This window comes from Marinobacterium nitratireducens, from assembly GCF_014645375.1.
In the GTDB taxonomy this organism is placed as follows: Bacteria; Pseudomonadota; Gammaproteobacteria; order Pseudomonadales; family Balneatricaceae; genus Marinobacterium_A; species Marinobacterium_A nitratireducens.
The window spans coordinates 310566-334248 of the sequence record NZ_BMLT01000006.1 but is presented as its reverse complement, the minus strand read 5'-3'; the positions used below and the strand labels follow the sequence as shown (position 1 = coordinate 334248).

20 protein-coding genes are annotated in these 23683 nt (G+C 64.0%); 9 read left to right on the top strand and 11 right to left on the bottom strand.

Annotated features, from left to right (window positions below):
- Window positions 1-51: 51 nt before the first annotated feature.
- Complete coding sequence (locus tag IEX85_RS13820) at window positions 52-1422, bottom strand: uracil-xanthine permease family protein (protein ID WP_188861194.1); 1371 nt, start codon at window positions 1420-1422, stop codon at window positions 52-54.
- 364 nt (window positions 1423-1786) lie between these two features.
- Here IEX85_RS13820 and IEX85_RS13815 point away from each other — a divergent pair, with 364 nt between their 5' ends.
- On the top strand, window positions 1787-2851 hold the full coding sequence (locus IEX85_RS13815) for a LacI family DNA-binding transcriptional regulator (RefSeq protein ID WP_188861193.1): 1065 nt from the start codon (window positions 1787-1789) through the stop codon (window positions 2849-2851).
- Between the two features lie 232 nt (window positions 2852-3083).
- On the opposite strand, the gene nhaD is transcribed toward IEX85_RS13815, so the two are convergent.
- The 3 genes from nhaD to IEX85_RS13800 form a co-directional block, all read right to left on the bottom strand.
- Window positions 3084-4523, bottom strand: a complete 1440-nt coding sequence (gene nhaD, locus IEX85_RS13810) for a sodium:proton antiporter NhaD (RefSeq protein WP_188861192.1) — start codon at window positions 4521-4523, stop codon at window positions 3084-3086.
- Between the two features lie 153 nt (window positions 4524-4676).
- Complete coding sequence (locus tag IEX85_RS13805; RefSeq protein WP_188861191.1) at window positions 4677-5576, bottom strand: LysR family transcriptional regulator; 900 nt, start codon at window positions 5574-5576, stop codon at window positions 4677-4679.
- A 1-nt stretch (window position 5577) separates the two neighbouring features.
- On the bottom strand, window positions 5578-6513 hold the full coding sequence (locus tag IEX85_RS13800; RefSeq protein ID WP_229721918.1) for a LysR family transcriptional regulator: 936 nt from the start codon (window positions 6511-6513) through the stop codon (window positions 5578-5580).
- 145 nt (window positions 6514-6658) lie between these two features.
- Between IEX85_RS13800 and speB the strand changes: the two genes are divergently transcribed.
- On the top strand, window positions 6659-7600 hold the full coding sequence (gene speB, locus IEX85_RS13795) for an agmatinase (protein ID WP_188861190.1): 942 nt from the start codon (window positions 6659-6661) through the stop codon (window positions 7598-7600).
- Window positions 7601-7690: 90 nt separating this feature from the next.
- Window positions 7691-9121, top strand: a complete 1431-nt coding sequence (locus tag IEX85_RS13790; RefSeq protein ID WP_188861189.1) for an APC family permease — start codon at window positions 7691-7693, stop codon at window positions 9119-9121.
- Between the two features lie 82 nt (window positions 9122-9203).
- Here the strand turns inward: IEX85_RS13790 and IEX85_RS13785 are convergent, their stop codons facing one another.
- Window positions 9204-10064, bottom strand: coding sequence for an SPFH domain-containing protein (locus IEX85_RS13785; RefSeq protein WP_188861188.1), 861 nt, complete (start codon window positions 10062-10064; stop codon window positions 9204-9206).
- Window positions 10065-10098: 34 nt separating this feature from the next.
- Complete coding sequence (locus tag IEX85_RS13780) at window positions 10099-10551, bottom strand: NfeD family protein (RefSeq protein ID WP_188861187.1); 453 nt, start codon at window positions 10549-10551, stop codon at window positions 10099-10101.
- Between the two features lie 294 nt (window positions 10552-10845).
- On the opposite strand from IEX85_RS13780, the gene IEX85_RS13775 reads away from it, so the two are divergent.
- The 3 genes from IEX85_RS13775 to IEX85_RS13765 all read left to right on the top strand — a co-directional run bounded on the left by IEX85_RS13775 (window position 10846) and on the right by IEX85_RS13765 (window position 13470).
- A complete protein-coding gene (locus tag IEX85_RS13775) occupies window positions 10846-11130 on the top strand; it encodes a SemiSWEET transporter (RefSeq protein ID WP_188861186.1) in 285 nt (94 codons plus the stop codon).
- A 261-nt stretch (window positions 11131-11391) separates the two neighbouring features.
- Window positions 11392-11808: a universal stress protein gene (locus IEX85_RS13770; protein ID WP_188861185.1), complete on the top strand. Its 417-nt coding sequence runs from the start codon at window positions 11392-11394 to the stop codon at window positions 11806-11808.
- A gap of 45 nt (window positions 11809-11853) precedes the next feature.
- Complete coding sequence (locus tag IEX85_RS13765; RefSeq protein WP_188861184.1) at window positions 11854-13470, top strand: BCCT family transporter; 1617 nt, start codon at window positions 11854-11856, stop codon at window positions 13468-13470.
- 344 nt (window positions 13471-13814) lie between these two features.
- On the opposite strand, the gene IEX85_RS13760 is transcribed toward IEX85_RS13765, so the two are convergent.
- From IEX85_RS13760 to IEX85_RS13745, 4 genes are all read right to left on the bottom strand, one after another.
- Complete coding sequence (locus IEX85_RS13760) at window positions 13815-14555, bottom strand: dienelactone hydrolase family protein (RefSeq protein ID WP_188861183.1); 741 nt, start codon at window positions 14553-14555, stop codon at window positions 13815-13817.
- A gap of 114 nt (window positions 14556-14669) precedes the next feature.
- Window positions 14670-15980 carry a sigma-54-dependent Fis family transcriptional regulator gene (locus IEX85_RS13755; protein ID WP_188861182.1) on the bottom strand — a complete coding sequence of 437 codons (1311 nt, stop codon included), beginning with the start codon at window positions 15978-15980 and terminating at the stop codon, window positions 14670-14672.
- 89 nt (window positions 15981-16069) lie between these two features.
- The gene (locus IEX85_RS13750; protein ID WP_188861181.1) at window positions 16070-19168 is read right to left on the bottom strand and encodes an efflux RND transporter permease subunit; all 3099 of its coding nucleotides are present in this window, start codon (window positions 19166-19168) and stop codon (window positions 16070-16072) included.
- Window positions 19165-20304: an efflux RND transporter periplasmic adaptor subunit gene (locus IEX85_RS13745; protein ID WP_188861180.1), complete on the bottom strand. Its 1140-nt coding sequence runs from the start codon at window positions 20302-20304 to the stop codon at window positions 19165-19167. Before IEX85_RS13745 ends, IEX85_RS13750 begins: the two co-directional genes overlap by 4 nt.
- A gap of 105 nt (window positions 20305-20409) precedes the next feature.
- On the opposite strand from IEX85_RS13745, the gene IEX85_RS13740 reads away from it, so the two are divergent.
- The 3 genes from IEX85_RS13740 (at window position 20410) to IEX85_RS13730 (ending at window position 22431) form a co-directional block, all read left to right on the top strand.
- Window positions 20410-21018 carry a TetR/AcrR family transcriptional regulator gene (locus IEX85_RS13740; protein WP_188861179.1) on the top strand — a complete coding sequence of 203 codons (609 nt, stop codon included), beginning with the start codon at window positions 20410-20412 and terminating at the stop codon, window positions 21016-21018.
- Window positions 21019-21096: 78 nt separating this feature from the next.
- A complete protein-coding gene (locus tag IEX85_RS13735; RefSeq protein ID WP_188861178.1) occupies window positions 21097-21921 on the top strand; it encodes an MBL fold metallo-hydrolase in 825 nt (274 codons plus the stop codon).
- 18 nt (window positions 21922-21939) lie between these two features.
- Entirely contained in the window at window positions 21940-22431 is a 492-nt protein-coding gene (locus IEX85_RS13730; protein ID WP_188861177.1) for a Crp/Fnr family transcriptional regulator, read from the top strand.
- A gap of 17 nt (window positions 22432-22448) precedes the next feature.
- On the opposite strand, the gene tal is transcribed toward IEX85_RS13730, so the two are convergent.
- Window positions 22449-23417: a transaldolase gene (gene tal / locus IEX85_RS13725; RefSeq protein WP_188861176.1), complete on the bottom strand. Its 969-nt coding sequence runs from the start codon at window positions 23415-23417 to the stop codon at window positions 22449-22451.
- Window positions 23418-23683 lie beyond the last annotated feature (266 nt).

Here is a 23683-nt window from a genome sequence, read left to right as displayed (position 1 = left end):
GCACCAGGGTAAAAAAGGCCGGGTTACCCCGGCCAAGTGTGGCGATCGGGTTCAGGACGAGGGCTCGGCCTCGCCTGTTGCGGCTTCGCAAGTCGCTGACTCAGCAGACTTTTTTCCCATATGGTGGAACAGCGCGTTCATCACAGCCGCGGTCGTTGCGCCCATGGCGACGCCGTTGCCCAGCAGAGACGCGATGCCGGTGGGGAACTGGCTGTAGACGCCCGGCACCAGGATCGGCAGCAGACCCACCGCCAGCGCTACCGCGACGATGTACATGTTGGCGTGGTTGCGCAGATCGACGCGTCGCAGCATGTCGATACCCATGGTGCCGACAATGGCGAACACCACGAGGCCGGTCCCGCCGACCACCGCTTCCGGCACACCGTGGATCACCCGCGCCAGGGGCGCGGCCAGCGCCAGCAGGATCAGCAGCAGGCCCGCGACCAGGGTCACGTAGCGGGAACGGATACCGGTGGCACGCACCACGCCGATGTTTTCACCGCTGGTGATGATCAGCGAAGTGCCGAACAGGCCGCCCAGCAACGAGATCGCGGCGTCGCCACGAATGGTGCGCGGCACGTCGGTTTCCGGCGCCAGCTTCTTGTCGACGGCGTCGCTTATGGCCAGTGTCTGGCCGGTCGCCTCGACCATCGAAATGATGCAGAAGATCATCAGCGGCAGTGCGGCGAAGAGATCGAAGGTCGGCATGCCGAACGGCAGCAGCGTCGGCAGCGTGAACAGCGGGAACAGATAGACGTTGTCGAAGTGGAACAGGCCGAACAGCATCGCCACCAGCGCACCGGCCACCAGTCCCAGCATGATCGACAGCTGGCCCCAGGTGCCCTTCAGCAGTCGCGAGAACAGCACCGTAGCGGCGATGGTGGTGAATGCCAGCATCAGATTCATCGGATCGGCGTAGTGCTCGCTGCCGGCCTTGCCGACCACCAGGAAGCCGGAAATCTTCACCAGATTGACCGCCACCAGCAGCAGCATGGTGCCGACCACCACCGGCGGGAAGAAACGCAGACAGCGCCGGAATACCGGCAGCACGAAGAAATAGAACAGCGCCGTCAGGATCACCGCCCCCGACGCCGTGGCGACATCCGTCTGCTGCGCGATCAGGATAAACAGCACGATGGGGGCGCCACCGGGCAGCATGATGAATGGCAGCCGGGCGCCGAAGCCCTTGAGACCGACCGACTGCAGGATGGTACCGATACCGCAGATGATAAAGGTCGCGCACAGCAGGTTGACGGTAAGGGCGGCGTCGAAGCCGAGTGCGGTACTCATCAGAAACACCGAGGCTATCGGCGAGGCGGCCATCACCAGCACATGCTGCAGGCCGAAAGCCAGCAGCGTACGCAGTGGCAGCACCTCGTCCACCGGGGCCGTTACCTTATGGTTGTTGTTGTGTTCGGGCATGACTTTCTCCTGAGTTCTTGTTCTTTCGTCCGTTTGCCAGCGTCTGGCATCCGGTTAAGGTCAGGCATAACCAAATCGATTTGGGCGCCAGACCAAAAAAATGGCTTGTGACGGTCCGGCCTTGACCGGGCATCTCAGCCAAATCGATTCAGGTCTAATTACTGACCAGCCAAATCGATTTGGTTAAACCATAGATCCAGTTGACTCCGGAGTCAACTCCTGCCTGGAACCATTAGATATAACGGTTGATTTTTATGAAATATGCCCTGAAAAGGTGCACATTTTCCGGTAATGCACCAAATCGATTTAGCCATAAACGCGGCTGCGATATACTTGAGCGGACAGCCGCGCAGACAGTATCGCCATGAATGATCACAAGAATGCCCCATCGCCCGCCCGGCGACCGACCATCGCCGACGTGGCAGAAGCCGCCGGGGTATCCCGCACGACCGTATCCCACGCCCTCAACGACCGGGGGCAGGTCGACCCCCGCACCCGCGAACGGGTCAAGACCATCGCCGCCAGTCTCGGCTACAGGCCCAACCTGCGGGCGCAGCGCCTGCGTACCGGCCGCAGTAACTGCATCGCCCTGCTGTCGTCGATGCCTTTCGCCGTTGCCGGGGGGCCGTCTCGGCTGGGGTTCATGATGGAGATTGCCGCCACCGCAACCGAAGCGGCGCTGAAGCAGGGGCTGGCGCTGGTGCTGGTGCCGCCGATGCAGGAAGCGCGCGGCCTGCTGGACGAACTGGATATCGACGGTGCGGTCATTATCGAACCGGTGGCGAACGACCCTCAGGTCGAGCAACTGCAGCGTCGCGGACTGGATGTGATCTCGATCGGCCGTCAGCCGGCGATGAGCCGCGCCCTCCCCTACGTCGATCTGCAGGGCGGCGCCACCGGGCGAATGCTGCTGGAACATCTGCGCACACAGGGCGCGCGCCGGATCGCCCTGCTGATCGGCGAGCAGCCGCGGCACTCGTACGTCGACGTCGAGCAGGCTTACCGCGATTTCTGCCACGAATACCGGATGGACTGCCTGGTTGCCAGGGCCGACGAGGCCGGCGGCGAAGCGGCCGGCGCCAGGGCCTGCCAGGCACTGCTGCAGCAGCACCCGGAAATCGACGCCATCTGCGCGCCGGTCGACGCCTTCGCCGTCGGCGCAGTCAGCGCACTGCAGTCACTGGGGATACGGGTGCCGGACGACGTCATGGTCGCGACCCGCTACGACGGTCTGCGGGCGCGCAACTGCACCCCGCCACTGACGGCGGTCGATCTGCACCTCGAGCAGGTGGCGTCGCTGGCGATCGAACTGCTGTTCGAGCACATCAACGGCAGCAACGGTCGCACCCTGGTCAGGGCCCCTGCTGCCGAACTGGTCGCCCGCGAGTCGACGCGGTCACCGGTTGGGTCCAGGTCCGAAGGACCGTAACCGCCAGGGGATGGTGGGAATACTTGAATTGCAGGAGCAAATTCAAGTGAACCCAACAACCGCTCTGCCGTCCGATAGCAATCGATCTGGAATACGATCGATATTGCGGGTTACGGCGCGATTCAGGCCCCGCGGTATGCGAAACAGCATTCGTCATTCGCGCCTTCACCCACCCTCCATCCGTGGCAACCGCCCACCCGGTATATACCCGCACCCGCATTACGCAAGCGGATCAGTGAAACAGGCCGGCGTTGAGCCAGAGGTGCACCTGGATGCTGGCGACATAGCCAAGCGCCACCGCCGGCATCCAGCGCAGGTGGCCGAAGAAGGTATAACTGCCACGGGCCTGGCCCATCAACGCCACGCCGGCGGCGGAGCCGATCGACAGCAGGCTGCCGCCGACACCGGCGGTGAGGGTGATCAGCAACCAGTGGCCGTGGGACATCTGCGGCTCCATCGTCAGCACCGCGAACATTACCGGTATGTTGTCGATCACCGCCGAGATCACACCCAGTACGACGTTGGCGCTGGTCGGGTCCCACTGGGTGTACAGCAGGTCGGACATCAGTGCCAGATAGCCCATAAAACCGAGGCCGCCGACGCACATGATGACGCCGTAGAAAAACAGCAGGGTGTCCCACTCGGCCCGGGCGACACGATTGAAAACATCGAAAGGCACCACGCTGCCGAGCGCCCTGAGGCGCTCCTGATTGCCCTCGGCTTCAGCCCGCCGGCGCTTGCGCTCGAGCGAACGCGGCAGCGTTATGCGCAGGAAGTAACCGAAGAACTGCAGGTAGCCGAGGCCCGCCATCATGCCCAGCACCGGCGGCAGATGCAGCACGATATGACAGCTCACTGCCGTCAGGATCGACAGCAGAAACAGCAGCATGATGCGGCGCGCACCGCGCTTGAGCTCCACCTCTTCGACGACGGCACTGGGCCGGCGCTTTTCCACCGCCAGGCTCATCAGCAGTGCCGGCACCAGGAAGTTGACCAGCGACGGTACCAGCAGCGCGAAGAACTCCACGAACTCGACCATGCCCGCCTGCCAGACCATCAGGGTGGTGATGTCGCCGAACGGGCTGAAGGCACCGCCGGCGTTGGCCGCCACCACGATGTTGATGCAGCAGAGGTTGATAAAGCGACGATCGCCGTCTGCGACCTTCATCACCACAGCGCACAGCAGCAATGCCGTGGTCAGGTTGTCCGCCACCGGGGAGATCAGGAACGCCAGCACCCCGGTGAGCCAGAACAGCGTGCGGTAACTGAAGTTGCGCCGCACCATCCAGGCTCGCAGGGCGTCGAAGACCCGCCGCTCCTCCATGGCGTTTATATAGGTCATGGCCACCAGAAGGAACAGCATCAGCTCGGAAAACTCCAGCAGCGTTTCCTTGTAAGCCTCCTCGACCAGCCCCGGCAAGTTGCCCTGGATATAGGCCCAGCCGATCACCGACCAGATGATGGTCGCGCCCACCAGCACAGGCTTCGACTTGCGCAGATTCAGGCGCTCCTCACAGATGACCAGCAGGTAGGCCAGCGTAAAAATGGCCAGGGCAAAATAGCCGTAGGAGCTTTGGGTCAGGTCCAGCGGACCGACCGAGGCGCGGACCGGGAGGCTGAAAACACAGGCAAGGACCAACAGGAGCGGCAAGCAGGGTGCGATTCGTTGCATGATGCGATCAAATCCTTTTCCGAATGGCGTCAGGCTTTCATTAAACAGGCGCCCACCGCTATCGGCAATGGGTCTTGAGTGCTGTTCGATAATGTCTTGCCAGTTCCGAAGCCCGACGGGGCCTTTTCCACAGTGCGTCCCGAAGCCCCGGTATCACTCCGCCCCACAACCGGGCGCCGATCCGCCTGAGAGGCGCTCGATCAGCCAACGCGCCGCAGGGCCCGCCGCCCGGTCTCGGCGCCATATCAGATCGATGCCAGCCTGGATGTCGACCTGCTGAAACGCCAGCCGCAGCGGCACGACCCGACCGCGTTCAAGGTCTTCGCGAACGAAGGGTTTCGGCAGGTAGGCCCAGCCGAAGTCCGCCCGCACCAGCGCCAGGATGCCGTACTGGCTTTCGAGCCGCCAGCAGCGCCCGCCCTGCAGTTCGAAGGCACCGCGAACACCGGCGGTGCGGGTGGTCGGCATGAGCTGACGGTGCTGCTCGAGATCCGGCAGCCGCACCTCGGGCAGGGCTGCCAGCGGATGGCCCGGGCCGGCCACCGCGATCACCTCGACATGGTCGATACCGGTAAAATTGAAACCGCGCGGGTAGAACTCCTGCTCGAACATCACGCCCAGATCCGCCCGGCCGCTGCTGACCAGCTCCGCGACATCCTGACTGGTTGGATTGAGAAGCTCGAACTCAAGGTGCGGGAAGGCCCCGTCGAAGGCCGCCAGGTGCGGCACCAGCGTCTCCATCGCGATGGCCGCATCGACCGCCAGCGTCAGCCGCGTCTCGACGCCCCGGCCGAGCGCGGCGGCGCTGGCCCGCATCTCGTCGCAACGCTGCAGAATCGCCCGCGCGTCCCGCAGCAGCGCCCGCCCCTCCCCGGTCAGCACCGGCGTCCGGCCGCTACGGTCGAACAGCTCCACGCCGCAGTCGATCTCCAGATGACTGACCGCCACGCTGACCACCGACTGCGCCTTGCCCAGATGCCGCGCCGCCGCCGAAAAGGACCCCTGCTCCGCAGCGGCGACAAAGGCCTGCAACTGTTCCACACTGAACGTCATTTCAGCTTCCCGTCATGTTTTGAGCGCAATCCTGAAGCTCCGCCCTCAACCAGCGTATGGCCCCGTCCCGCTCGTAAAGCGGGTGGTGCACCAGCGTCATTTCCGGTCGAGGCATGCCTGCCGGCGGTTGCACCAGCCTCAGCGGCAACAGGGTGCAAAACAGCATAGCCAGTTCCCGGGGCAGGGTCAGCACTGCGTCGGTCAGTGCTACCGTGCGGGCGGCAGCCATGTAATTCAGGCTGCGCGAGAGCAGCCGCCGCTCGAGCCCCTGCGCCGACAACCACTGATCCACCCATTCGGGGTTGCCGGCGCCGACCTGGGACAGTCCGATCTGCGGCTGCCGCACGAAGTCCTCCAGGCTCAGCGAATCCCCCACGACCCGGTTCGAACGTGCGACCAGACACACGAGCTCCTCGCGGATCCAGGGCTCGGACATCAGCGTCGACGGAAGCTCCGTGTCCGCCTCGAGCCCCACGACCAGATCGACCTCCCGGTTTTCGAGCCCCTTGCACAACACGCTCTGCGAGATCACCTCGATCGCGAACTCGAGATGCGGCGCACGCGGCTGCACCGAGGCCAGGAAGCCCGGGTACAGCAACTCTTCGAAATAGTCGTTGGTGGCGATAACGAACCGGCGGCGGCTGGTCGCCGGATCGAACGCCGGCGGTGGCGTCAGTGTGCGATCGATCAGCTTCAGGGCCTGCTGCACGCCGGGCAGCAGCTCCAGCGCCCGCGGCGTCGGCTGCATTCCGCGCTCCGTCTTGACCAGCAGCGGGTCGTCCAGCGCCTCGCGCAGCCGGCGCAGCGCATGGCTGACGGCCGGCTGGCTCAGGTAAAGCCGCTCTGCGGTCCGGGTAACGTGGCGCTCGACGATCAGCGTTTCGAAGACCACCAGCAGATTGAGATCGAATTTGCGCAGAGGATTCATGTCAGCCATTGCATCGTTTCATCCACCCTCCGGTCCTTACCCACTCCAAGCCATTCGTAACACGAATAGATCAATCAATCCAATTCATTTAACTAATCACCTCCAACCGCATAAGGTGAACGGACCCTAAATAGTTTGCTTGCAGGAGATCTTCATGGCCGACGCCAATAATAACCAGGGCACCCCGATCAACGTTGCGCACAGCTCGATATACGCCACCCACCCCGCGACCTTTATGCAGTTTCCGCCCTACGATCCCCAGGCGGAGGGCACCGAAGTGGTGATCACCGGCATTCCGTTCGACCTCGCCTGCACCGGCCGTTCGGGTACCCGCATGGGTCCGAAATCCATTCGCCTGGCTTCCGCCAATCTGATCTGGGAAGGCATCCGCTGGCCCTGGGAATTCGCCCTCGATGATCATCTGCGCGTCGCGGACGCCGGCGACCTTCATTTCAGCTACGGTGAGCCGCAAACACTGGTCGATAATCTCGAAGCCCATGCCGACCGGGTACTGGAGGCGGGGCGACAGATGCTCAGCTTCGGCGGCGACCACTTCATCAGCCTGCCACTGCTGCGCGCCCATGCCCGCCGCCACGGTCCGCTGGCCCTGATCCATTTCGACGCCCATACTGATACGTACTCGGGCGGCACCCAATACGATCACGGCACCATCTTCCATCACGCCGTGCAGGAGGGGTTGGTCGATACCGAGCACTCCATCCAGATCGGCATCCGCACCACCTATGACCGCCGAAACCACCCCTTCGAGGTCCTGGACGCCGCCTGGGTCAACGACCAGGGACCGGCTGCGGTCCTCGAGCGCATCCGCCAGCGGGTGGGCAGCCGCAAGGCCTATCTGAGCTTCGACATCGACGGCCTCGACCCCACCCATGCCCCCGGCACCGGCACGCCGGTCAGCGGCGGCCTGAGCATCGACTGCGCCCTCAAGGTGGTTCGCGGCATGACCGGGCTGGAACTCGTGGGCATGGACCTGGTGGAGGTCAACCCGGCCTACGACCACGCCGAAATCACCTCGCTGGCCGCCGCGACCCTGGCGCTGGAATTCCTCTACGTGCTTGCGGCCAACAAGAGCTGAGGCGCCCCCACCTCCCTGGGGCGACGTCTGAAGCGGCAGGGATGCCGGTTGCGCCAAGGGGTAGATAACGACAACAAGAGAAACGCTTCCATGACCGGTTCCCCGAATCCCAAGAAGACGCTGTCCGCGCTCGATATCACCCTCTACACCATCTCGGCGATCCTGCTGGTCGACCAGATTGCGCTGTCTGCCGCCGTGGGCGAGTCGGCGATCTTCTGGTGGCTGGTGGTACTGTTGATATTCTTCGTGCCCAACACCCTGATCACCGCCGAGCTCGGCACCCGCTACCCCGAGCAGGGCGGCATATACGCCTGGATACGCGACGCTTTCGGCGCCCGCTGGGGCGCCCGAATCACCTGGCTTTACTGGATCAACATCGCCCTCTGGATGCCGGCGGTCTTCATTATGTTCGGTGCCATATTCGCCACCCTGTACTGGCCGGCGCTGGACCTTTGGGGCCAGATAGGCATCGGCCTTGCGCTGTGCTGGCTAAACGCCGCAATCAACTGCCTGCCGTTGCGCATGAGCAAGTGGATCCCAAATCTCGGCACGCCGCTGAAGTTTCTGGTGATCCTGACCCTTGGCGCCGGCGGCCTCTGGTATGGCCTGCAGCACGGCTTCGCCAACAACCTCAGCCTCGGGCACAGCCTGGAGCGGCTGGACGAGGGACTGGCCTATATTCCGGTCATTGTCTACGGCTGCCTTGGCGTCGAGCTGATCAGCGCCGAAAGCGCTGCCATTCGCAATCCTCACCGCAGCATCCCGCGGGCCATGCTGATCGCCGGTCTGCTAACCGCCGCCTGCTACATCTTTGGCACCCTCGGCGTACTGGCGGCAGTGCCGGCCGAACGTATCGACACCGTCGATATCATCGCGGTTAGCCTGCGCGAGCTGTTCGGCGCCTCGGCACTGGGCGAAGGGCTGGCGCTGGTCATCGGCGGTGCCGCGTTGCTGACCTTTTTCTCCACCATGGTGACCTGGACCCTGGGCGGCAACTGCGCCATGGCCGAAGCCGGCGCAGCCCGGGAAATGCCCGCCGCTTTCGCCCGAAAACATCCGCGCCATGGCGCCCCCGTCGGCGCGGCTCTGCTGACCAGTCTCGTCAGCTCGACCATACTGCTGCTTTACGGCTTCATGGCCGGCAGCGCTGAAGAGCTGTTCTGGACGCTGTTCTCGTTCAGCGCCATCGTCTTCCTGCTGCCCTATATCGGCATGCACTTGGCCTACCTCAAGCTGCGTCGCCGCGACGCGGCGCGCGCCGACGGCTTTCGCATTCCCGGTACCCGGCTGCACCGGCTGCTGTCGCTCAACTGCATCCTGGTACTGAGCGCGGCCATCGTGCTGTTCTTCTGGGTGCCGGGCCAGCCGCTGGACGGCGTCTTCGCGGCGCAGGTCGGCAGCGGCGTGCTGATAACCCTGCTGATCGGGGAATTCCTGGTCTACCTGGGGGAGAAATCGCGAAAGGAGTTTGACGCGGCTCCGGCCCGCTCTCGCGGGGATGGCACGGCACGGGAAGCCTGAGAGCTTCCCCGGCCCCGAACCCCGGGCACAGCGAACCGTACCAACCTCGGGAGGCAGTCCATCGAAAGCTGCGCAAGCGGCGTTACTTGCCGAGCGAGCCCATGATGCCGCGCACCGCGGCGGGAATATCGCCGGGCAGTACCACCAGCTTGCTGTTCTGCGAGGTGGACATATCCTTCATCGCCTCGACGTAGCGCTCGCCGAGCAGGAACATCACCGGCAGTTCGTTGTTCTGGATCGCCTCTGTCACCTTCTGGATCGCGGTCTGGCTGGCTTCAGCCAGTACCACGGTCGCTTCGGCGTCGCGACGGGAGGCCTCCAGCCGGCCTTCGGCCTCGAGGATCGCAGCGGACTTCTCCCCTTCCGCCCGGGTCACGGTGGCACGGCGGCTACGCTCGGCGGCCGCCTGCTCCTCCATCGCGTGCTGCATGGTCGGCGACGGGTTGATGTCCTGGATCTCGACGGTTTTTAGCGTGATGCCCCAGTCGGCGATATCGTCCGAAATCGCGCCCTTGAGCTTGGCCTTGATGGCATCGCGGTTGGACAGCGCATCGTCCAGATCCATCTCGCCGACGATCGAACGCAGCGACGTCTGCACCAGGTTCTGGATGGCGATGTTGTAGTCCTCGACGCCATATACCGCTTTCTCCGGCGAGACGATATTGATATAGGCAACCGCATTGGCAATGATCACCGCGTTATCGCGGGTAATCACTTCCTGAGACGGAATGTCCAGCACGATATCCTTGGTCGTGACCTTGTAGGCCACGGAATCGATGTAGGGAAAAATGATATTGAGGCCGGGCCCAAGGGTCCGGTGGAATTTACCCAGACGCTGCACCACGTATTTACTGCCCTGGGGTACCGTCTTGACCCCGACCGCGACAGTGACGATCACCAGCACCAAAAAAACGCCCGCAAGGGCCAGTCCATCGATAGGCATTCGCTCTACTCCTTCAGATTCCGCTCAGGCGGGCTCAACGTTTTTCGACAATCAGGGTATTACCGGAAATATCCCGTACACAGACACGGTCACCGACTTCAACCGGCGTATCGCAGATAAAGGGCCACTCGTCATCGCCCAGAAGCGGTGTAGTGAAGCGAACCTGACCACGGGCAGCCTCGCTCGGAGCCCGTATGACCTGTCCGCATTCGCCACTGATCGCCTCGCGGGCGATGCCCGCCTTGGTGCGATCCACCATCAGCGGGCGAAAGAAACGGAACCAGAGAAAGGTGAAAAAGATCGACGACAGCGCCCACACCACCAGCTGGCCACTAAAACCGAAATCAGGCAGGAACCAAAGCAGCGCGGCAACGATAACGGCACCGAGCCCGAACCAGAAGATGGTGAAGCTGGGAATAAAGATTTCCGCCATCACCAGCAGCATCCCAAATACCAGCCAGTGCCAGTCTTCGATTACAAATTCCATTTTCATATCTCCAGGACATTACCGGCAAATTACCGCAAATTCTTCGGGGACAACAGCATCGAAGCCCCGAATGGCGTTTCTGATCGCCGGGTTGCGCATCCATCGGGAAAGTTTCCCCGGAACGGCCCGGCTACTTGTATACAATTCAACCAACCACTAGAATAGCGCCTCGTCCAGGCAAGGCGCCGGGCTTCCCGTTCGTGGCAGTCCGCAAGATTCCGCTAAATTCTGAAACTCTTTGATGACAGCCGTGCGTTTTCGCAACGGCGCGCTGTCGTTTGGAACACACCCACTATGCATAGCATTACGCTGATTGGCCTGGCGGCGGCCTTCTGTACCACTGCTGCCTTCGTTCCGCAGGTTCTGCGGATCCTCAGAACCGGCAACGTCGACGGCATTTCGCTGTCGATGTACTCGATCTTCACCCTGGGCGTATTGCTGTGGCTGGGCTACGGGATCGTGCTGCGCGATCTGCCAATGATCCTGGCCAACCTGGTGACCCTTATTCTGGCAGCCGCGGTACTCGGCCTGACACTGCGCACTCGCCTGCGCGTTCGCAACCGGGCCGTCGCCGCCTGAAGCCCATCGCGCCGCTCCCGCCGGAGCGGCGCGATGGTTGACTGGCGTTCAGCCAGCAGCCTGACTGTTGCAATATTGAACAACAAGTGCCGCAAATCTCCGCCTTTTCCCGCAAAACTCGCTATATTCCTCCAGCATCTGCAATAATTGATAGGCAGCACGCTCCGAAAGTGTTTAATGAGGAGCCCTTGAACAGGTTTCACTGAGTCGCTGCGGGCTTGGCGTTGCTTTTTCAGGAGTTCCTTCACCCAGGAGGAATCCATGTATTCGAAATTAATGGTCCCGGTCGACCTTGCCCATGTAGAGCGACTGGAGAAAGCCCTCAACACTGCGGCCGATCTGGCCAAACTCTACAACCTGCCCGTCTGTTATGTCGGTGTCAGCGCTTCTGCCCCGAGCAAGATTGCCCATACACCGGCGGAATTCTCGCGCAAAATGCAGGAATTCGGACAATCCCAGGCCAGTAAATACGGTCTTTCCGATGTCACCACGGCTGCCTATATCAGCCATGATCCGGCTATCGATCTCGATGACACTCTGATGAAAGCCGCCAAGGACAGCGGAGCCGACCTGGTGGTCATGGCATCCCATGTGCCGGGGCTTGCCGAGCATATCTTCGCGTCCAATGCCGGCTACTTCGCGTCCTACGCGGATGTATCGGTAATGGTCGTACGCTGACCCCCTTGCCCTTCACACTCCATTCAGTCCGATAGAGGGATTAGCATGACAGATCCGACCGACATCACGCCCGAGGGCGATGCCAACCTGATCGAGACCGAGTACGAGATCGGTCAGGACAATATAAGCACCCACATCGGTCCTTTCGACCTCGATATCCACAACCCCGTCTTTCTGGTGTCGGGCCTGACCATCGTCGCCTTCGTGTTCCTGACCCTCGCGTTCCAGGATTCCGTGGGCCCCATGTTCAACGACATGCGTGGCTGGCTCACCTCCACCTTCGACTGGTTTTTCCTCGGCGCCGCGAATGTCTTCGTAGTGCTGTGCCTGGTACTGGTGGTTTCACCACTGGGCAAGGTACGCCTGGGCGGTACCGACGCCACGCCCGATTACTCCTATGCGGGCTGGTTCGCGATGCTGTTCGCCGCCGGCATGGGCATCGGCCTGATGTTCTACGGCGTATCGGAACCGATATCGCACTTCTCGTCATCCTTCGCCGAGGGCGCCGGGTCGCCCGACAGCTGGGCGCCGCTGTCAGGCGCGGCGGGTGATACAGAAGGTGCCATTCGCCTGGGCATGGCCGCCACCATCTTCCACTGGGCGCTGCACCCCTGGGCGATCTACGCCGTGGTGGCGCTGGCGCTGGCGCTGTTCTCCTACAACAAGGGCCTGCCTCTGACCATGCGTTCGATGTTCTACCCGATCTTCGGCGAGAGGGTCTGGGGCTGGACCGGGCACATCATCGATATTCTGGCCGTTTTCGCGACGCTGTTCGGCCTGGCGACTTCGCTGGGCTTCGGTGCCGAACAGGCCAGCGCAGGCCTCGACTTCCTGTTCGGTCTGCCGGCGACGGAAACCACCAAGGTGTTCCTGATCATCGGCATCACCGGCCTGGCGCTGCTGTCCGTCGTCGCCGGTCTCGACGCCGGCGTCAAGCGCCTGTCCGAGATCAACATGGCGCTGGCGGTGCTGCTGTTGCTGTTCGTGGTACTCGTCGGCCCGACGGTCGCCATCGTCACCGGCTTCTTCAGCAACCTCGTATCCTACCTCGAGTACCTGGTGCCGCTGTCCAATCCGGTTGGCCGTACCGACGCCAACTTCAGTCAGGGATGGACCGCCTTCTACTGGGCCTGGTGGATCTCCTGGTCGCCGTTCGTCGGCATGTTCATCGCCCGCGTTTCCCGCGGCCGCTCGGTGCGCGAGTTCATCGTCTGCGTGCTGCTGATTCCGTCGCTGGTATGCGTATTTTGGATGACCGCCTTCGGTGGCACCGCCATCAGCCAGATCGTCAACGATGGCTACCAGGCGGTGGCCGATGCCTCGCTGGAGCTCAAGCTGTTCACCATGCTAGAGGGACTGCCGCTGCATCAGATTACCTCCTTCGTCGGCATCGTGCTGGTGATCGTGTTCTTCGTCACCTCTTCCGACTCCGGCTCGCTGGTCATCGATACCATCACCGCAGGCGGCAAGATCGACTCGCCGGTAACCCAGCGCGTGTTCTGGGCCGTATTCGAGGGCCTGGTGGCAATCGCGCTGTTGCTGGGGGGCGGCCTCGGCGCCCTGCAGGCGATGGCCGTCTCCACAGGCTTCCCGTTCACCATAGTGCTGCTGCTGGCCTGCTATGCCATCGTTCGCGGACTAATGAGCGAACCGAAAGGCTGATCGATGATGTTTGGTGAAACGTAGGAGCCCGGTCTCCGGGCGAATCCCGAAGGCACCCTGGCCATTCGCCCACGGAGTGGGCTCCTACAGGTGTTCGTCAACGGCCCCGCATTTGCGGGGCCGCTTCTTTGGCTGACTGTCAGGCGCGACTCAAGCATCCACCACACAAAGCTTACCGGTCTTGCCCAAGTGCCAACCGCCACTCATCGATCTGTACTGCGATCGATACGGTGGGTCCGCGATACCCAATGTTCTTTGTAACCGTTGAAGTCGTTTGCGGTGCATCGCTTGACCCCCCCTACGCGCTCACAACTCACCGCTCACCACTTACGACTCTCCACTTACTATTCCCCCAACTGTTCGTCCAGAAACTCGGAGAAACGACGCCAGGAGTGCAGATCCGCGTCTTCGCGGTAGCGGTCGCTGTCGAACACCGTGAAGGCATGGGGAGCGCCGCCGTAGGTGATCATTTCATGGGATACACCGGCGGCTTCGAGTTCAGAGCCCAGCGTCGCAAAGTCCTGCAGCGTAATGGCGGTGTCGGCGGATCCGTGCATGATCAGGAGCTTGCCCTGGGTGTTGCTGTAATCCTGCCCCTCCGGCGTCGACAGACCGCCATGGAAGGTCGCGAAGCCCTTCATCGGCGCTCCGGAGCGGGCCAGCTCCAGCACCGCCGCGCCGCCAAAGCAATACCCCATCGCCACGGTGCTGTCGGTACTGGCGCCTTCGGCTCGTGCCGCCTCGAGCGCACCGTTCATCAGCGCTCGCATTTTTTCACGATCCTGGTACAGCTCGCCGGTGTGCTGGCGCTTGTCGCTGTCTTCGGTAGGCCTGATACCCTTGCCGAACAGGTCTGCCGCAAACACCGCATACCCCATTTCCGCCAGCATATCGGCACGTTTGACCTCGTACGCGGTCATGCCGTCCCAGTCATGAATCAAAAGCACCAGCGGCGCGTCGGCCGCCGGCGTCACGTAGTAACCTTCGTACTCCAAACCGTCGACCTGATAGGTCACCGCCGTTCCGGCCGCGACCGCCACCGAAGATGCCAGCCCCAGAGCCAGCGCCGAAATCGTCTTGAGCATGATTGCCTCCCGCTGTTGTAGAACGTCCTGTGCGATACGTTCGCGGAATAACTATAGTTCAGCGGTTTGTGGATAAGTGCCGGCAGGGCCGGTTGACCGTCCGGCTTTTCGCTTTCAGGCCAGGGGCAAGACCACCAGGGTACCGACCTGGCGTTCGTACAGGCGGATCGGCTGGCGCCGCAAGGCTGCCAGCCAGGCCGGCAGCGCGGAGCCGGCGTCCGGGTCTTCGATATCGAGCGATGCGAGGCGTGTCTGGGGCGTCAGCGCGAGATCCAGGCCGAGCCCCTGCAGGGCCCGGTGTGCCAGGATGTTGGCCTTGACCAGACGGCCGCGGCGGTCGAATGCCAGCAACCCGTCACTCTGCCAGTTGAGGAACTGCGCGCGGCTGCCTTCCAGCACCTCTTCGCGGCACTTGAAATAGGCGCGGGCCAGGTTGGCTTCGATAAGCCTGGCCGCCGTCATGGCGAAGTCGAGCGTGTGACGCTGGTAGCTGCGGGTGCGACCGGACAGATCGACCACACCCAGCACCCGGCCGTCGTGGGGGTCGCGTACGACATCGGCGGAACAGGTGAAGCGCTTGATACCGGCGCAGTAATGCTCGGCACCGTGCAACTGGACCGCTTCGCCGGACGCCAGCGCCGTACCCATGGCGTTGGTGCCGACGCTGCGCTCGCTCCAGCAGCTGCCGATGGACAGGTTGACGCCGGCCGCATCACGGCGAATATCGAGGTCGCCCTCAACATCCATGACGATGCCCTCGGCGTCCGTCAGCAATACCAGGCTGTCGGCGCGGAACAACAGCTCCCCTGCCCGCCTCAATACCGGCGCCGCCGCCATGCGCAGCTCGCTCTCGCGGTAGCGACGGCGTTCCAACTCGGCTCCGCTCACGGACTGCGGCGCTTCGCGCAGATCCGGGTCGACCTGCTGCCGGCAGCGGCGCCAGGAGTCCTCGACCACCGGCCGAACCATGTCGTTGGAATAATCCGGATCGCTGACATAACGCTGCCAGATATCCAGCAGCGCGCGATGGTCCGCCGGGTTGCTCAGATGCCGCCCCTCGGCCTTCATCTGCGCCGTGGCCAACGCCGCCTGCTCGCGGGTGAAAAACTGATCCTCGCGCACGAAGCCCGCCACCACCCCCGGTTTGACCGCCGTCACCCGACCGCTCTCGAGACGGGATACCACCAGGTCGTCGGGCAGTCCGTCCAGCATGTGCATCGGCGCTTCGAGGCCATTGGCGAAACGGGAAGGGTGGACCTGGCCGGTGTCCATGTCGTAGAAAGCGGGACGGAAACCCAGCGCCCGGTTGCCCTCGCTGACCCCCCCGCTGCCGCGGTAATGCCGGTTCTGGTCCTGCAAGGCCGCCAGGGTCAGATGCTCAACCACCTCGGACAATGCCGCAAGGGGTGGAGGTTTGATTGCCACGTTTACCTCCTCGTACAGAGGCACTCATTACTTCGAGTTCGTGTGTAGTATAGACGCCGCCCGGCGGCTGTCGGGCGACGTCTCGGGTTTCATCCGGCGGCGGGCAAAGGCGCCTCGGCCGCAGCGCTGCTGTCGAAGGCATGACGACGGCTCATCAAAAGAAAGCTTGCCGGCACGAAGTAGAACGACAGCAGGGTGGTCAGCACCGTGCCTCCCGCGATGATGACGGCAAAGGGCGGCCACAGCCCGCCACCGGCCAGGATCAGCGGCATGAAACCGCCGACCGTGGTGATGGTGGTGGAGACGATATGGCGCGCGCAGCTCTGCACCGCCGCCGCTATGGCAACCCGGTCGCCGCGCACCGCGGCCGGGTCCGCCTTGAGTTCGGCCAGTATGACGATGGCGGCATTGATCGCCAGCCCCACCAGCCCCAGCAGCCCGACGATCCCGATAAAGCCGAACGGGTAGTCCAGCAGGCGCAGGCTCAGCAGTCCCAGCCCCGCCGACTGTACGGCCACAAGCACAATCAGCCCGCTGAGGCGGAACGAATTGAACGACAGCACCAGCACCGTGAGCAGCAGCGCCAGAATCAGACCCAGACTCGCCAGCAGGTTGCCGACGGCATCGTTGCGTCCGGCCGCTTCGCCGCCGAACTCCATACTGTAGCCTGGCGGCATCCGGAAGGCTGCGGCATCCAGGCGCTGGCTGTAGTCCTGCAGTACCGTCGACGGCAGCACACCGGCGCGCAGGTAGCCCTCGATCACATTGACGCGCTGCCCGTCGCGACGCGGAATGGCGCCGCGGCTCGGTCGCAGCTCCAGCTGCGCCAGCGCCGTCAGCGGCAGCAACTCGCCGCTCCCGGGCGCGACCAGGCTGAGGCTGGCCAGGTCGTGCAGCTCGCGACGCCCATCGCCCGCCACGCGCACACGCACCGGTATCGACTCCGTGGCCTCCAGCAGGGTCCCGCCGGTAACGCCGTTCAGGCTACCCTGAAGCTGGGATGCCATGCCGGTCAGCGTCAGGCCACTCAGGCGCCCCGCCGCTTCGTCGACGTCCAGCCACACCTTCGGCGTACCCGGCTGCAGTGTCGCCCGGCTGTGGATCACGTCCGGAGTCTCGCTGAGGATGCGCCGCGCCTCGGCGCCCAGCTGCTGCAGGCGGTCGAGGTTGGGACCGTACAGCCGCAACTCGATGGGCGCCTGGAACGGCGGTCCCTGCTCCAGCTTGCGCACCAGTATCTGGGCTCCCGGCAGCCGCTCGTCCAGCAGCCACTGCAACTCTGGAATCAGACGATTCGCGCTCGCCGCATCGCGGGTGTTGACCATCGCCTGAGCGTAGTTCGGCGCGCCGCGCTGACCGCCCATCATGTTGTAATAGAAGGACGGGGCGCTGTTGCCAAGGAACCACTGCACCCGCTCGATGCCGTCCACGCCATGCAGCATTTCGCTGACGCTGTGGCTGTAGCGCCGGGTCTCGGCCAGGCTGGCCTGCACCGGCAGGTACATTTCGATCTGAAACATATCCCGGTCCGAAGGCGGGAAAAACTGCTCGCGCAGCTGCCCGGCGCCGTAAAAGCCCGCCAGCGGCAGCAGACAGATCAGCGCCAGGGTCGCCCGTGGACGGCGCAGGGACAGCTGCAGCGAGGCGGCGAACAGACGCGAAAGGCGCTGCGGCCGGACACCATCCCGGTACCAGCGCGGACCTTCGGGCGCCGCGGCGCGGATAAAGCGACCGGCCAGCGCCGCCAGCAGACTGTGGGCGATCAGCCAGGAACCCAGCAGTGCGAAGATTACGCTCAGCGCGATGCCACCGACGAACTCCCCGGCAGGCCCCGGCATCAGCGCGATCGGCAGGAAGGCGAGCACGGTGGTCAGGGTCGAGCCCAGTAGCGGCAGCCACAGGTGCCGGATCGAGCGGGTCACCGCCTGCAGGGCGGCCTCCCCCTGCTGCCGGCGCTGCTGGATGCTGTCGACCATGACGATGGCGTTGTCGACCATGATGCCGAGCGCCACCACCAGACCGGTGACCGACATCTGGTGAATGGGCAGGCCCCAAAGCTTCATCATCGAAAGCGTGAACAGTACTGTAAGGGGCAGCGACAGCGACACGATCAGCGCCGGACGCCAGCCCAGCGTGACCAGCAGTACCAGCACGATAAGACTGAAGCCGACCACGATATTGCCGACCAGGTCACCGAGGCGGCGCTCGGTGTAGCGGTTCTGATCGAACAGGATCTGCGCCTCGAGTTCTGCCGGCAGCTGCGCCGCCACCTCGTCGAGGCGCTGTTCCAGCGCCGCCATCCAGCGATCGACACGCTGGTCCGGCAGCATCCGCACGCCCACCACCACCGCAACGCTGCCGTCGATCAGTGCCTGCTCGGCGGGCGGCTGTTGCAGCGCGTGGCTCACCTTGGCCAGATCCCCCACACGCATCAGCTGGCCGTCGGCGGCGGAGGTCAGCGGCACCGCCCGAATCCGCGCGACCGAGTCCAGCGCACCCTCGAGCTCGATCTGCAGCTGATTGCGCTCGTTGTACAGCGAGCCCGCCGCGACCTTGGCGTCGGCCTGACGGATGCGCTCGGCGATCTGCGCCGGCGTCAACCCCTGCGCCGCCGCGCGCAACGGATCGATCTCGACCAGAATTTCCTCCTGCTGCTCGCCGAACAGCTCGACGAAATCGGTGCCCGGCAGCGCCCGCATCCGATCCCGCAGCAACTCGCCGTAACGGCCCAGCGTGACCATGTCCGGTTCGCCTCCGGCACGCCATGTCAGTGCCACCAGACTGGTGAAGGCATAGCCGCGATCGTCGTCGAGTTCCGGAGCGCCGGCAGCGGCGGGCAGCTCGTCCGCGACCTCGCCGAGCAGGTCACGGGTGCGGGACCAGACCGGCACGGTGTCCACTACCGCATCCTTCAGCTCCAGGCGGACCACGGAAATGCCCGGGCGGGAGACGGAACTCAGATGCTTGATCTCCGGCAGCTCGCGCAGCCGGTTCTCGATCTTCTCCGACACCAGCGTCTCGACACGCTCGGCACTGGCTCCCGGCAACGGCGTGATCACCGTGGCCACGCGGTTGAGGATGCGCGGATCTTCGGTGCGCGGCAGCGTCGCCAGCGCGCCAAGCCCCGCCACCAGCAGCACCGCGATCGCCAGCGTCAGCAACCGCCCGTTTTGCAGCAGGCCCTTCATGGCGTTGCATCCGCCAGTTCGCCGCCGGATGCCAGCCGCACCCGCTGCCCCGGCACCAGGCGCTGCAGACCGGCGCTCAGCACCCTGACATCTGCGCCCAGTTCACCGCTGACGTAGGCCTGCTCGGAGGTCGCATGCAGTACCCGCACGTTGTGGCTGCGCAGCTCATACAGGCCGGCATCCGCGGTCTCCTGCAGGCTGTAGAGGTTCCACATGCCGCGGGGCGCATCGGTCAGCGCCTCCAGCGGCACCCAGTAACCGGGAACCGGATAATGCTGCTCCAGGGATAGCTGCGCCAGCTGGCCGTTGAGCGGTCCGCTCTCCCCGTCCAGCACCAGGCGCAGCGGCACGGTCAGGGTCACAGGATCCACATCCGAGCCATGCGCCAGCACCCGCGCGCTGTATTCCTTGCCACCGATGCTCAGCGACTGACGCGAGCCGTACGGCAGGCGCTCGAGCAGGTCGGCCGGAACCCCGACCCGGACTTCGGCGGCGCCGGCCTCCAGCAGTTCCAGTACCGGCGTACCGGCGGCGACGACCTCGCCCTGGTCCAGCAGGCGCCGTCCGACCCGCGCCTCGAACGGCGCCCGCAGCGTCGATTTCTCGATACGCAAGCGGTTCGCCGTCCGTTCGGCGTCGAGGCCAAGAAGGCTCGCTTCCAGTCCCCGGCGCCGGGCCTTGAGTTCATCGAGCTGCTGATCGGAGGCATAACCGCGCTGTTGCAGCGACTGCTGACGCGCGATACTGGTCTTTACCAGCGCAAGCTCGGCATCGAGCCGTGCCCCTTCCGCCTCCAGCCGACTGGCCTCGGCCTGCAGCAGCTCGGTATCCTGCCGGGCCAGCACCTGACCGAGGGCGACACTGTCGCCCTCGTCGACCATAACCTCTGCCACCTTGCCGCCGAGCTCGAAGCCGAGACTTGCGCTCTGGCGCACCTCGACCCTGCCGATAAAGGTCCGTGCCACCTGATAGCCCTGCTGCAACCGGGGCTGAACGCTGGTCGCCGGATGGTAATGGGCCTCGACGCCGCTGTCAGCGCCGGATTCGACGCAGCCCGCCAGGCCTCCTGCCAGCAGCAGCGGCAGGCACAAGCGGACAAGTTCCGCCCCGGGGAAACGCAATTGCCTGCCCTTCATGGTACATTCACCCTGTAGTGTTGAATTTAAACTGGACCGTCCAGTCTATTTCAAGCAGACTATAGAACCATCAAACTGGACTGTCCAGTATGAAATTGGTGAACCATGACTAAAGCCAGAAGTAAAAGCGAAGAGAAAGGTATCCGCATCCTCGACTCCGCCGTCGAGCTTTTTACCGAACAGGGCTTCGCCAGCACCAGCATGGACCAGATCGCCAAGCGCGCCGGGGTTTCGAAGCAGACCGTTTACAGCCACCATGGCAGCAAGGAAGAACTGTTCGTCGCCGCCGTCGGCTGCAAGTGCACCTTCCACCAGATGACACAGGAAGAGTTCGAGCCCGGCCCCGATCTGCGCGCGCAGCTGCTGAACATCGCGCAGAATTTCGCCGCACTGGTAACCTCCCGCGAAGCCATTCAGGTGGCCCGCACCTGCACCAGCGAAGCCGAAACCTATCCGGAGTTGTCCCGGCTGTTCTTCGAGGCCGGACCCGACCGCGTCATCAGCCGGCTGAGCCGGCTGCTGGCGGAGTTCGACCGCAACGGCGAGCTGTGCATCCCGGAACCCCGTTTCGCCGCCGTCCAGCTGCTGAAAATGGTCGAGGGGGAACAGCAGATCCGGCTGAACCTCAACGTCGAGGGTTTGATGCCCGAAGCCGAGTACCGACGCTATGTAACGCAGTGCGTCGACGCCTTCCTGCGCGCCTACGCGCCCTGAAGCCATAAGCGTCCCGCTGTCGACAAGCCACGCTCAGCTCCTACACTTTAAGCGACGGACAACTCGGTCGAGGTGGCGATGGCGGACGATTTCTATCTGCGATTCTGGGGGGTGCGCGGCTCCTGTGCCTGCCCCGGGGTCGATACGCTGGTATACGGCGGCAATACCTCCTGCGTCGAGGTGAGGGCCGGCGGACACCTGATAATTCTCGACGCCGGCACCGGTCTGACTCCGCTGGGCGCCAGCCTGCGCGCACTCGGCGAACCGGTGCAGGCCGACCTGCTGCTGAGTCATATCCACTACGACCATATTCTCGGCCTGCCCTTCTTCCCACCCGCCTACGACCCGGGCAGCCGGCTGCGGTTCTGGGCCGGCGACTGCGACGGCGGCATCGAGGCGGCGATGCTGCGTTTCGTGCAGCCGCCCTATTTCCCGGTCCCGCTGCAGCGGATGTCGGCGACGTTCAGCTTTCACGATTTCGCCGCCGGTGACAGCTGGCCGCTGTCCGACCGGATCCGGGTGCGGACAGCGCCGCTGGTCCATCCCGACGGCGCCACCGGTTATCGCATCGACTACGACGGCCGCTCGATCTGCTACATCACCGACACCGAGCACCCGGCGCAGGGCTGCGACGAGAACATCGTCGCGCTGGTTCAGGATGCCAACATCGTGATCTACGATGCCACTTTCAACGACGACGACTACCCCAACCACCTGGGTTGGGGCCACTCCACCTGGGAGGCGGGACTGGCACTGTGCGAGCGGGCCGGCGCCGAAACCCTGGTGGTCTTCCATCACGCTCCCGAGCGCACCGATGCCGAGCTACGGGCCCTGGACCGGGTGGTCCATCAGAGACGCCCGGGCTCGGTCGTGGCACGCGAAGGCATGGTGCTGATACCCTGAGGCCGAAACGGAACGAGCATGTCCAACGCCAGACTGAAACTGCTGCAACAGATGCCGATATTCGGCGGCATCACCGACGACGTGCTGGAATTTCTGCTGGCGCGGACCCGGGTCGTCGAATGCAAGAGCGGCGACTACTTCTTCATGGAAGGCGACCCGGCGGGCGAGCTCTACGTGCTGGAAAAGGGCGAGGTTGAAATTCTGCGCACCTGGCAGGAGCGCGAGTACCGCATCAGCACCATGTCGCTCGGGGACTGTTTCGGCGAGATGGCGCTGATCGACTTCTGCCCGCGCAGCGCCAGCGTCCGCGCGCTGGAGGACTGCAGCGCCATCGAGCTTTCGGCCTCGGCGCTGCACGAGTTATACGAGAAGGACCCGAGCCAGTACACCATGATCTACATGAACCTGGCGCGCGAACTGAGCCGCCGGCTGCGCGACGTCAACGACCTGCTGTTCCAGGCCACCGTCCAGGTGCGTCGTCACGAGAACGACTGCATCCATCCCACCTGAACACCAGGCCGCAAGTATCAGCGCCCCTGCGCGCGCAGCCTTTCGCGCAGCAGCGCTTCGAGCCTGAGCTGGTCCGCCTCGAAGCCACGAATGCCCTCGGCGAGCTTTTCAGTGGCCATCGCATCCTCGTTCAGCTGCCAGCGAAACTCGGCTTCGCCGATGGGTGACGGGCGCGCCTCGCGTTCGCCGTGGTCCGCAAGCACCGGCAGCACCCTGCCCTCGCTGTGAGACAGCTCTTCCAGCAACGCCGGGCTGATGGTCAGCCGGTCGCAGCCCGCCAGCGCCAGTATCTCGCCGCTGTTGCGAAAGCTCGCCCCCATCACCACCGTCGGGTAACGGTGATGGCGGAAATAACGATAGATATCGCGCACCTGCAGCACTCCGGGTTCCTGTTCGGGCGCGTATTCCGTGCCGGGATTGGCCTTGCGGTACCAGTCCAGAATGCGGCCGACGAACGGCGAGATCAGGAAGGCCCCGGCCTCGGCGCAGGCCCGCGCCTGGGCGAAGCTGAAAATCAGCGTCATGTTGCATTCGATGCCTTCGCGCTCGAGCGCCTCGCAGGCGCGGATGCCTTCCCAGGTCGCCGCCAGCTTGATCAGGATGCGGTCGCGCGACACCCCCGCCTCCTCGTACAACGCCACCAGACGGCGTGCCCTGGCGATGCTGGCATCGGTATCGAACGACAGGCGGGCATTGACCTCGGTTGAAACCCGGCCCGGCACATGCTGAAGAATCAGCGTCCCCATGGCCACCACCAAGCGATCGCAGGCGTCGTCGATGGCCTCTTCCGGGCTGCCGCTGTGCTCGCGGGCGGCGGCGAGTATCTCCTGCAGCAGGGCGTCGTACTGGCCCGACTGCACCGCCTTGAGGATCAACGACGGATTGGTGGTCGCATCCTCGGGGGCGAAGCGGCGGATGGCATCGAGATCGCCGGTATCGGCGACCACCGTGCTCAGCTGTTTCAGCTGCTCGAGCAGATTGGGCATGGCACTCTCCTGTTAGATGACAGCCTTACCGAGACAATACCCCAGGACGCAGGTCAGCCGCCACGGATGGTGAACACGCCGCCCGCTCGGGAACTGAGAGTCCCGTCCGCTGCGGTTCCTGCGAACGCGGGTTCAGTAGCATCAACAGCAACAGCAGCGGTATCAGCCAGAGCAGATATTTAAGGTTCATCACAGACTAGCGGTAATCCAGGAGCCAAAAGTAGGATGGGTGGAGCTGCACTGGCACTCTGTTTAACGCTTTCAGC

Bases quoted from the DNA above. Each gene is read 5' to 3' on its own strand.
- IEX85_RS13770 (WP_188861185.1), top strand. From the start codon at position 11,392: ATGTATTCGAAATTAATGGTCCCGGTCGACCTTGCCCATGTAGAGCGA.
- IEX85_RS13775 (WP_188861186.1), top strand. From the start codon at position 10,846: ATGCATAGCATTACGCTGATTGGCCTGGCGGCGGCCTTCTGTACCACT.
- IEX85_RS13735 (WP_188861178.1), top strand. From the start codon at position 21,097: ATGGCGGACGATTTCTATCTGCGATTCTGGGGGGTGCGCGGCTCCTGT.
- IEX85_RS13750 (WP_188861181.1), bottom strand. From the start codon at position 19,168: ATGAAGGGCCTGCTGCAAAACGGGCGGTTGCTGACGCTGGCGATCGCG.
- IEX85_RS13790 (WP_188861189.1), top strand. From the start codon at position 7,691: ATGACCGGTTCCCCGAATCCCAAGAAGACGCTGTCCGCGCTCGATATC.
- IEX85_RS13765 (WP_188861184.1), top strand. From the start codon at position 11,854: ATGACAGATCCGACCGACATCACGCCCGAGGGCGATGCCAACCTGATC.
- IEX85_RS13815 (WP_188861193.1), top strand. From the start codon at position 1,787: ATGAATGATCACAAGAATGCCCCATCGCCCGCCCGGCGACCGACCATC.
- IEX85_RS13820 (WP_188861194.1), bottom strand. From the start codon at position 1,422: ATGCCCGAACACAACAACAACCATAAGGTAACGGCCCCGGTGGACGAG.
- IEX85_RS13805 (WP_188861191.1), bottom strand. From the start codon at position 5,576: ATGACGTTCAGTGTGGAACAGTTGCAGGCCTTTGTCGCCGCTGCGGAG.
- IEX85_RS13780 (WP_188861187.1), bottom strand. From the start codon at position 10,551: ATGGAATTTGTAATCGAAGACTGGCACTGGCTGGTATTTGGGATGCTG.
- speB (WP_188861190.1), top strand. From the start codon at position 6,659: ATGGCCGACGCCAATAATAACCAGGGCACCCCGATCAACGTTGCGCAC.
- IEX85_RS13760 (WP_188861183.1), bottom strand. From the start codon at position 14,555: ATGCTCAAGACGATTTCGGCGCTGGCTCTGGGGCTGGCATCTTCGGTG.
- IEX85_RS13730 (WP_188861177.1), top strand. From the start codon at position 21,940: ATGTCCAACGCCAGACTGAAACTGCTGCAACAGATGCCGATATTCGGC.
- tal (WP_188861176.1), bottom strand. From the start codon at position 23,417: ATGCCCAATCTGCTCGAGCAGCTGAAACAGCTGAGCACGGTGGTCGCC.
- IEX85_RS13785 (WP_188861188.1), bottom strand. From the start codon at position 10,064: ATGCCTATCGATGGACTGGCCCTTGCGGGCGTTTTTTTGGTGCTGGTG.
- nhaD (WP_188861192.1), bottom strand. From the start codon at position 4,523: ATGCAACGAATCGCACCCTGCTTGCCGCTCCTGTTGGTCCTTGCCTGT.
- IEX85_RS13740 (WP_188861179.1), top strand. From the start codon at position 20,410: ATGACTAAAGCCAGAAGTAAAAGCGAAGAGAAAGGTATCCGCATCCTC.
- IEX85_RS13745 (WP_188861180.1), bottom strand. From the start codon at position 20,304: ATGAAGGGCAGGCAATTGCGTTTCCCCGGGGCGGAACTTGTCCGCTTG.
- IEX85_RS13800 (WP_229721918.1), bottom strand. From the start codon at position 6,513: ATGGCTGACATGAATCCTCTGCGCAAATTCGATCTCAATCTGCTGGTG.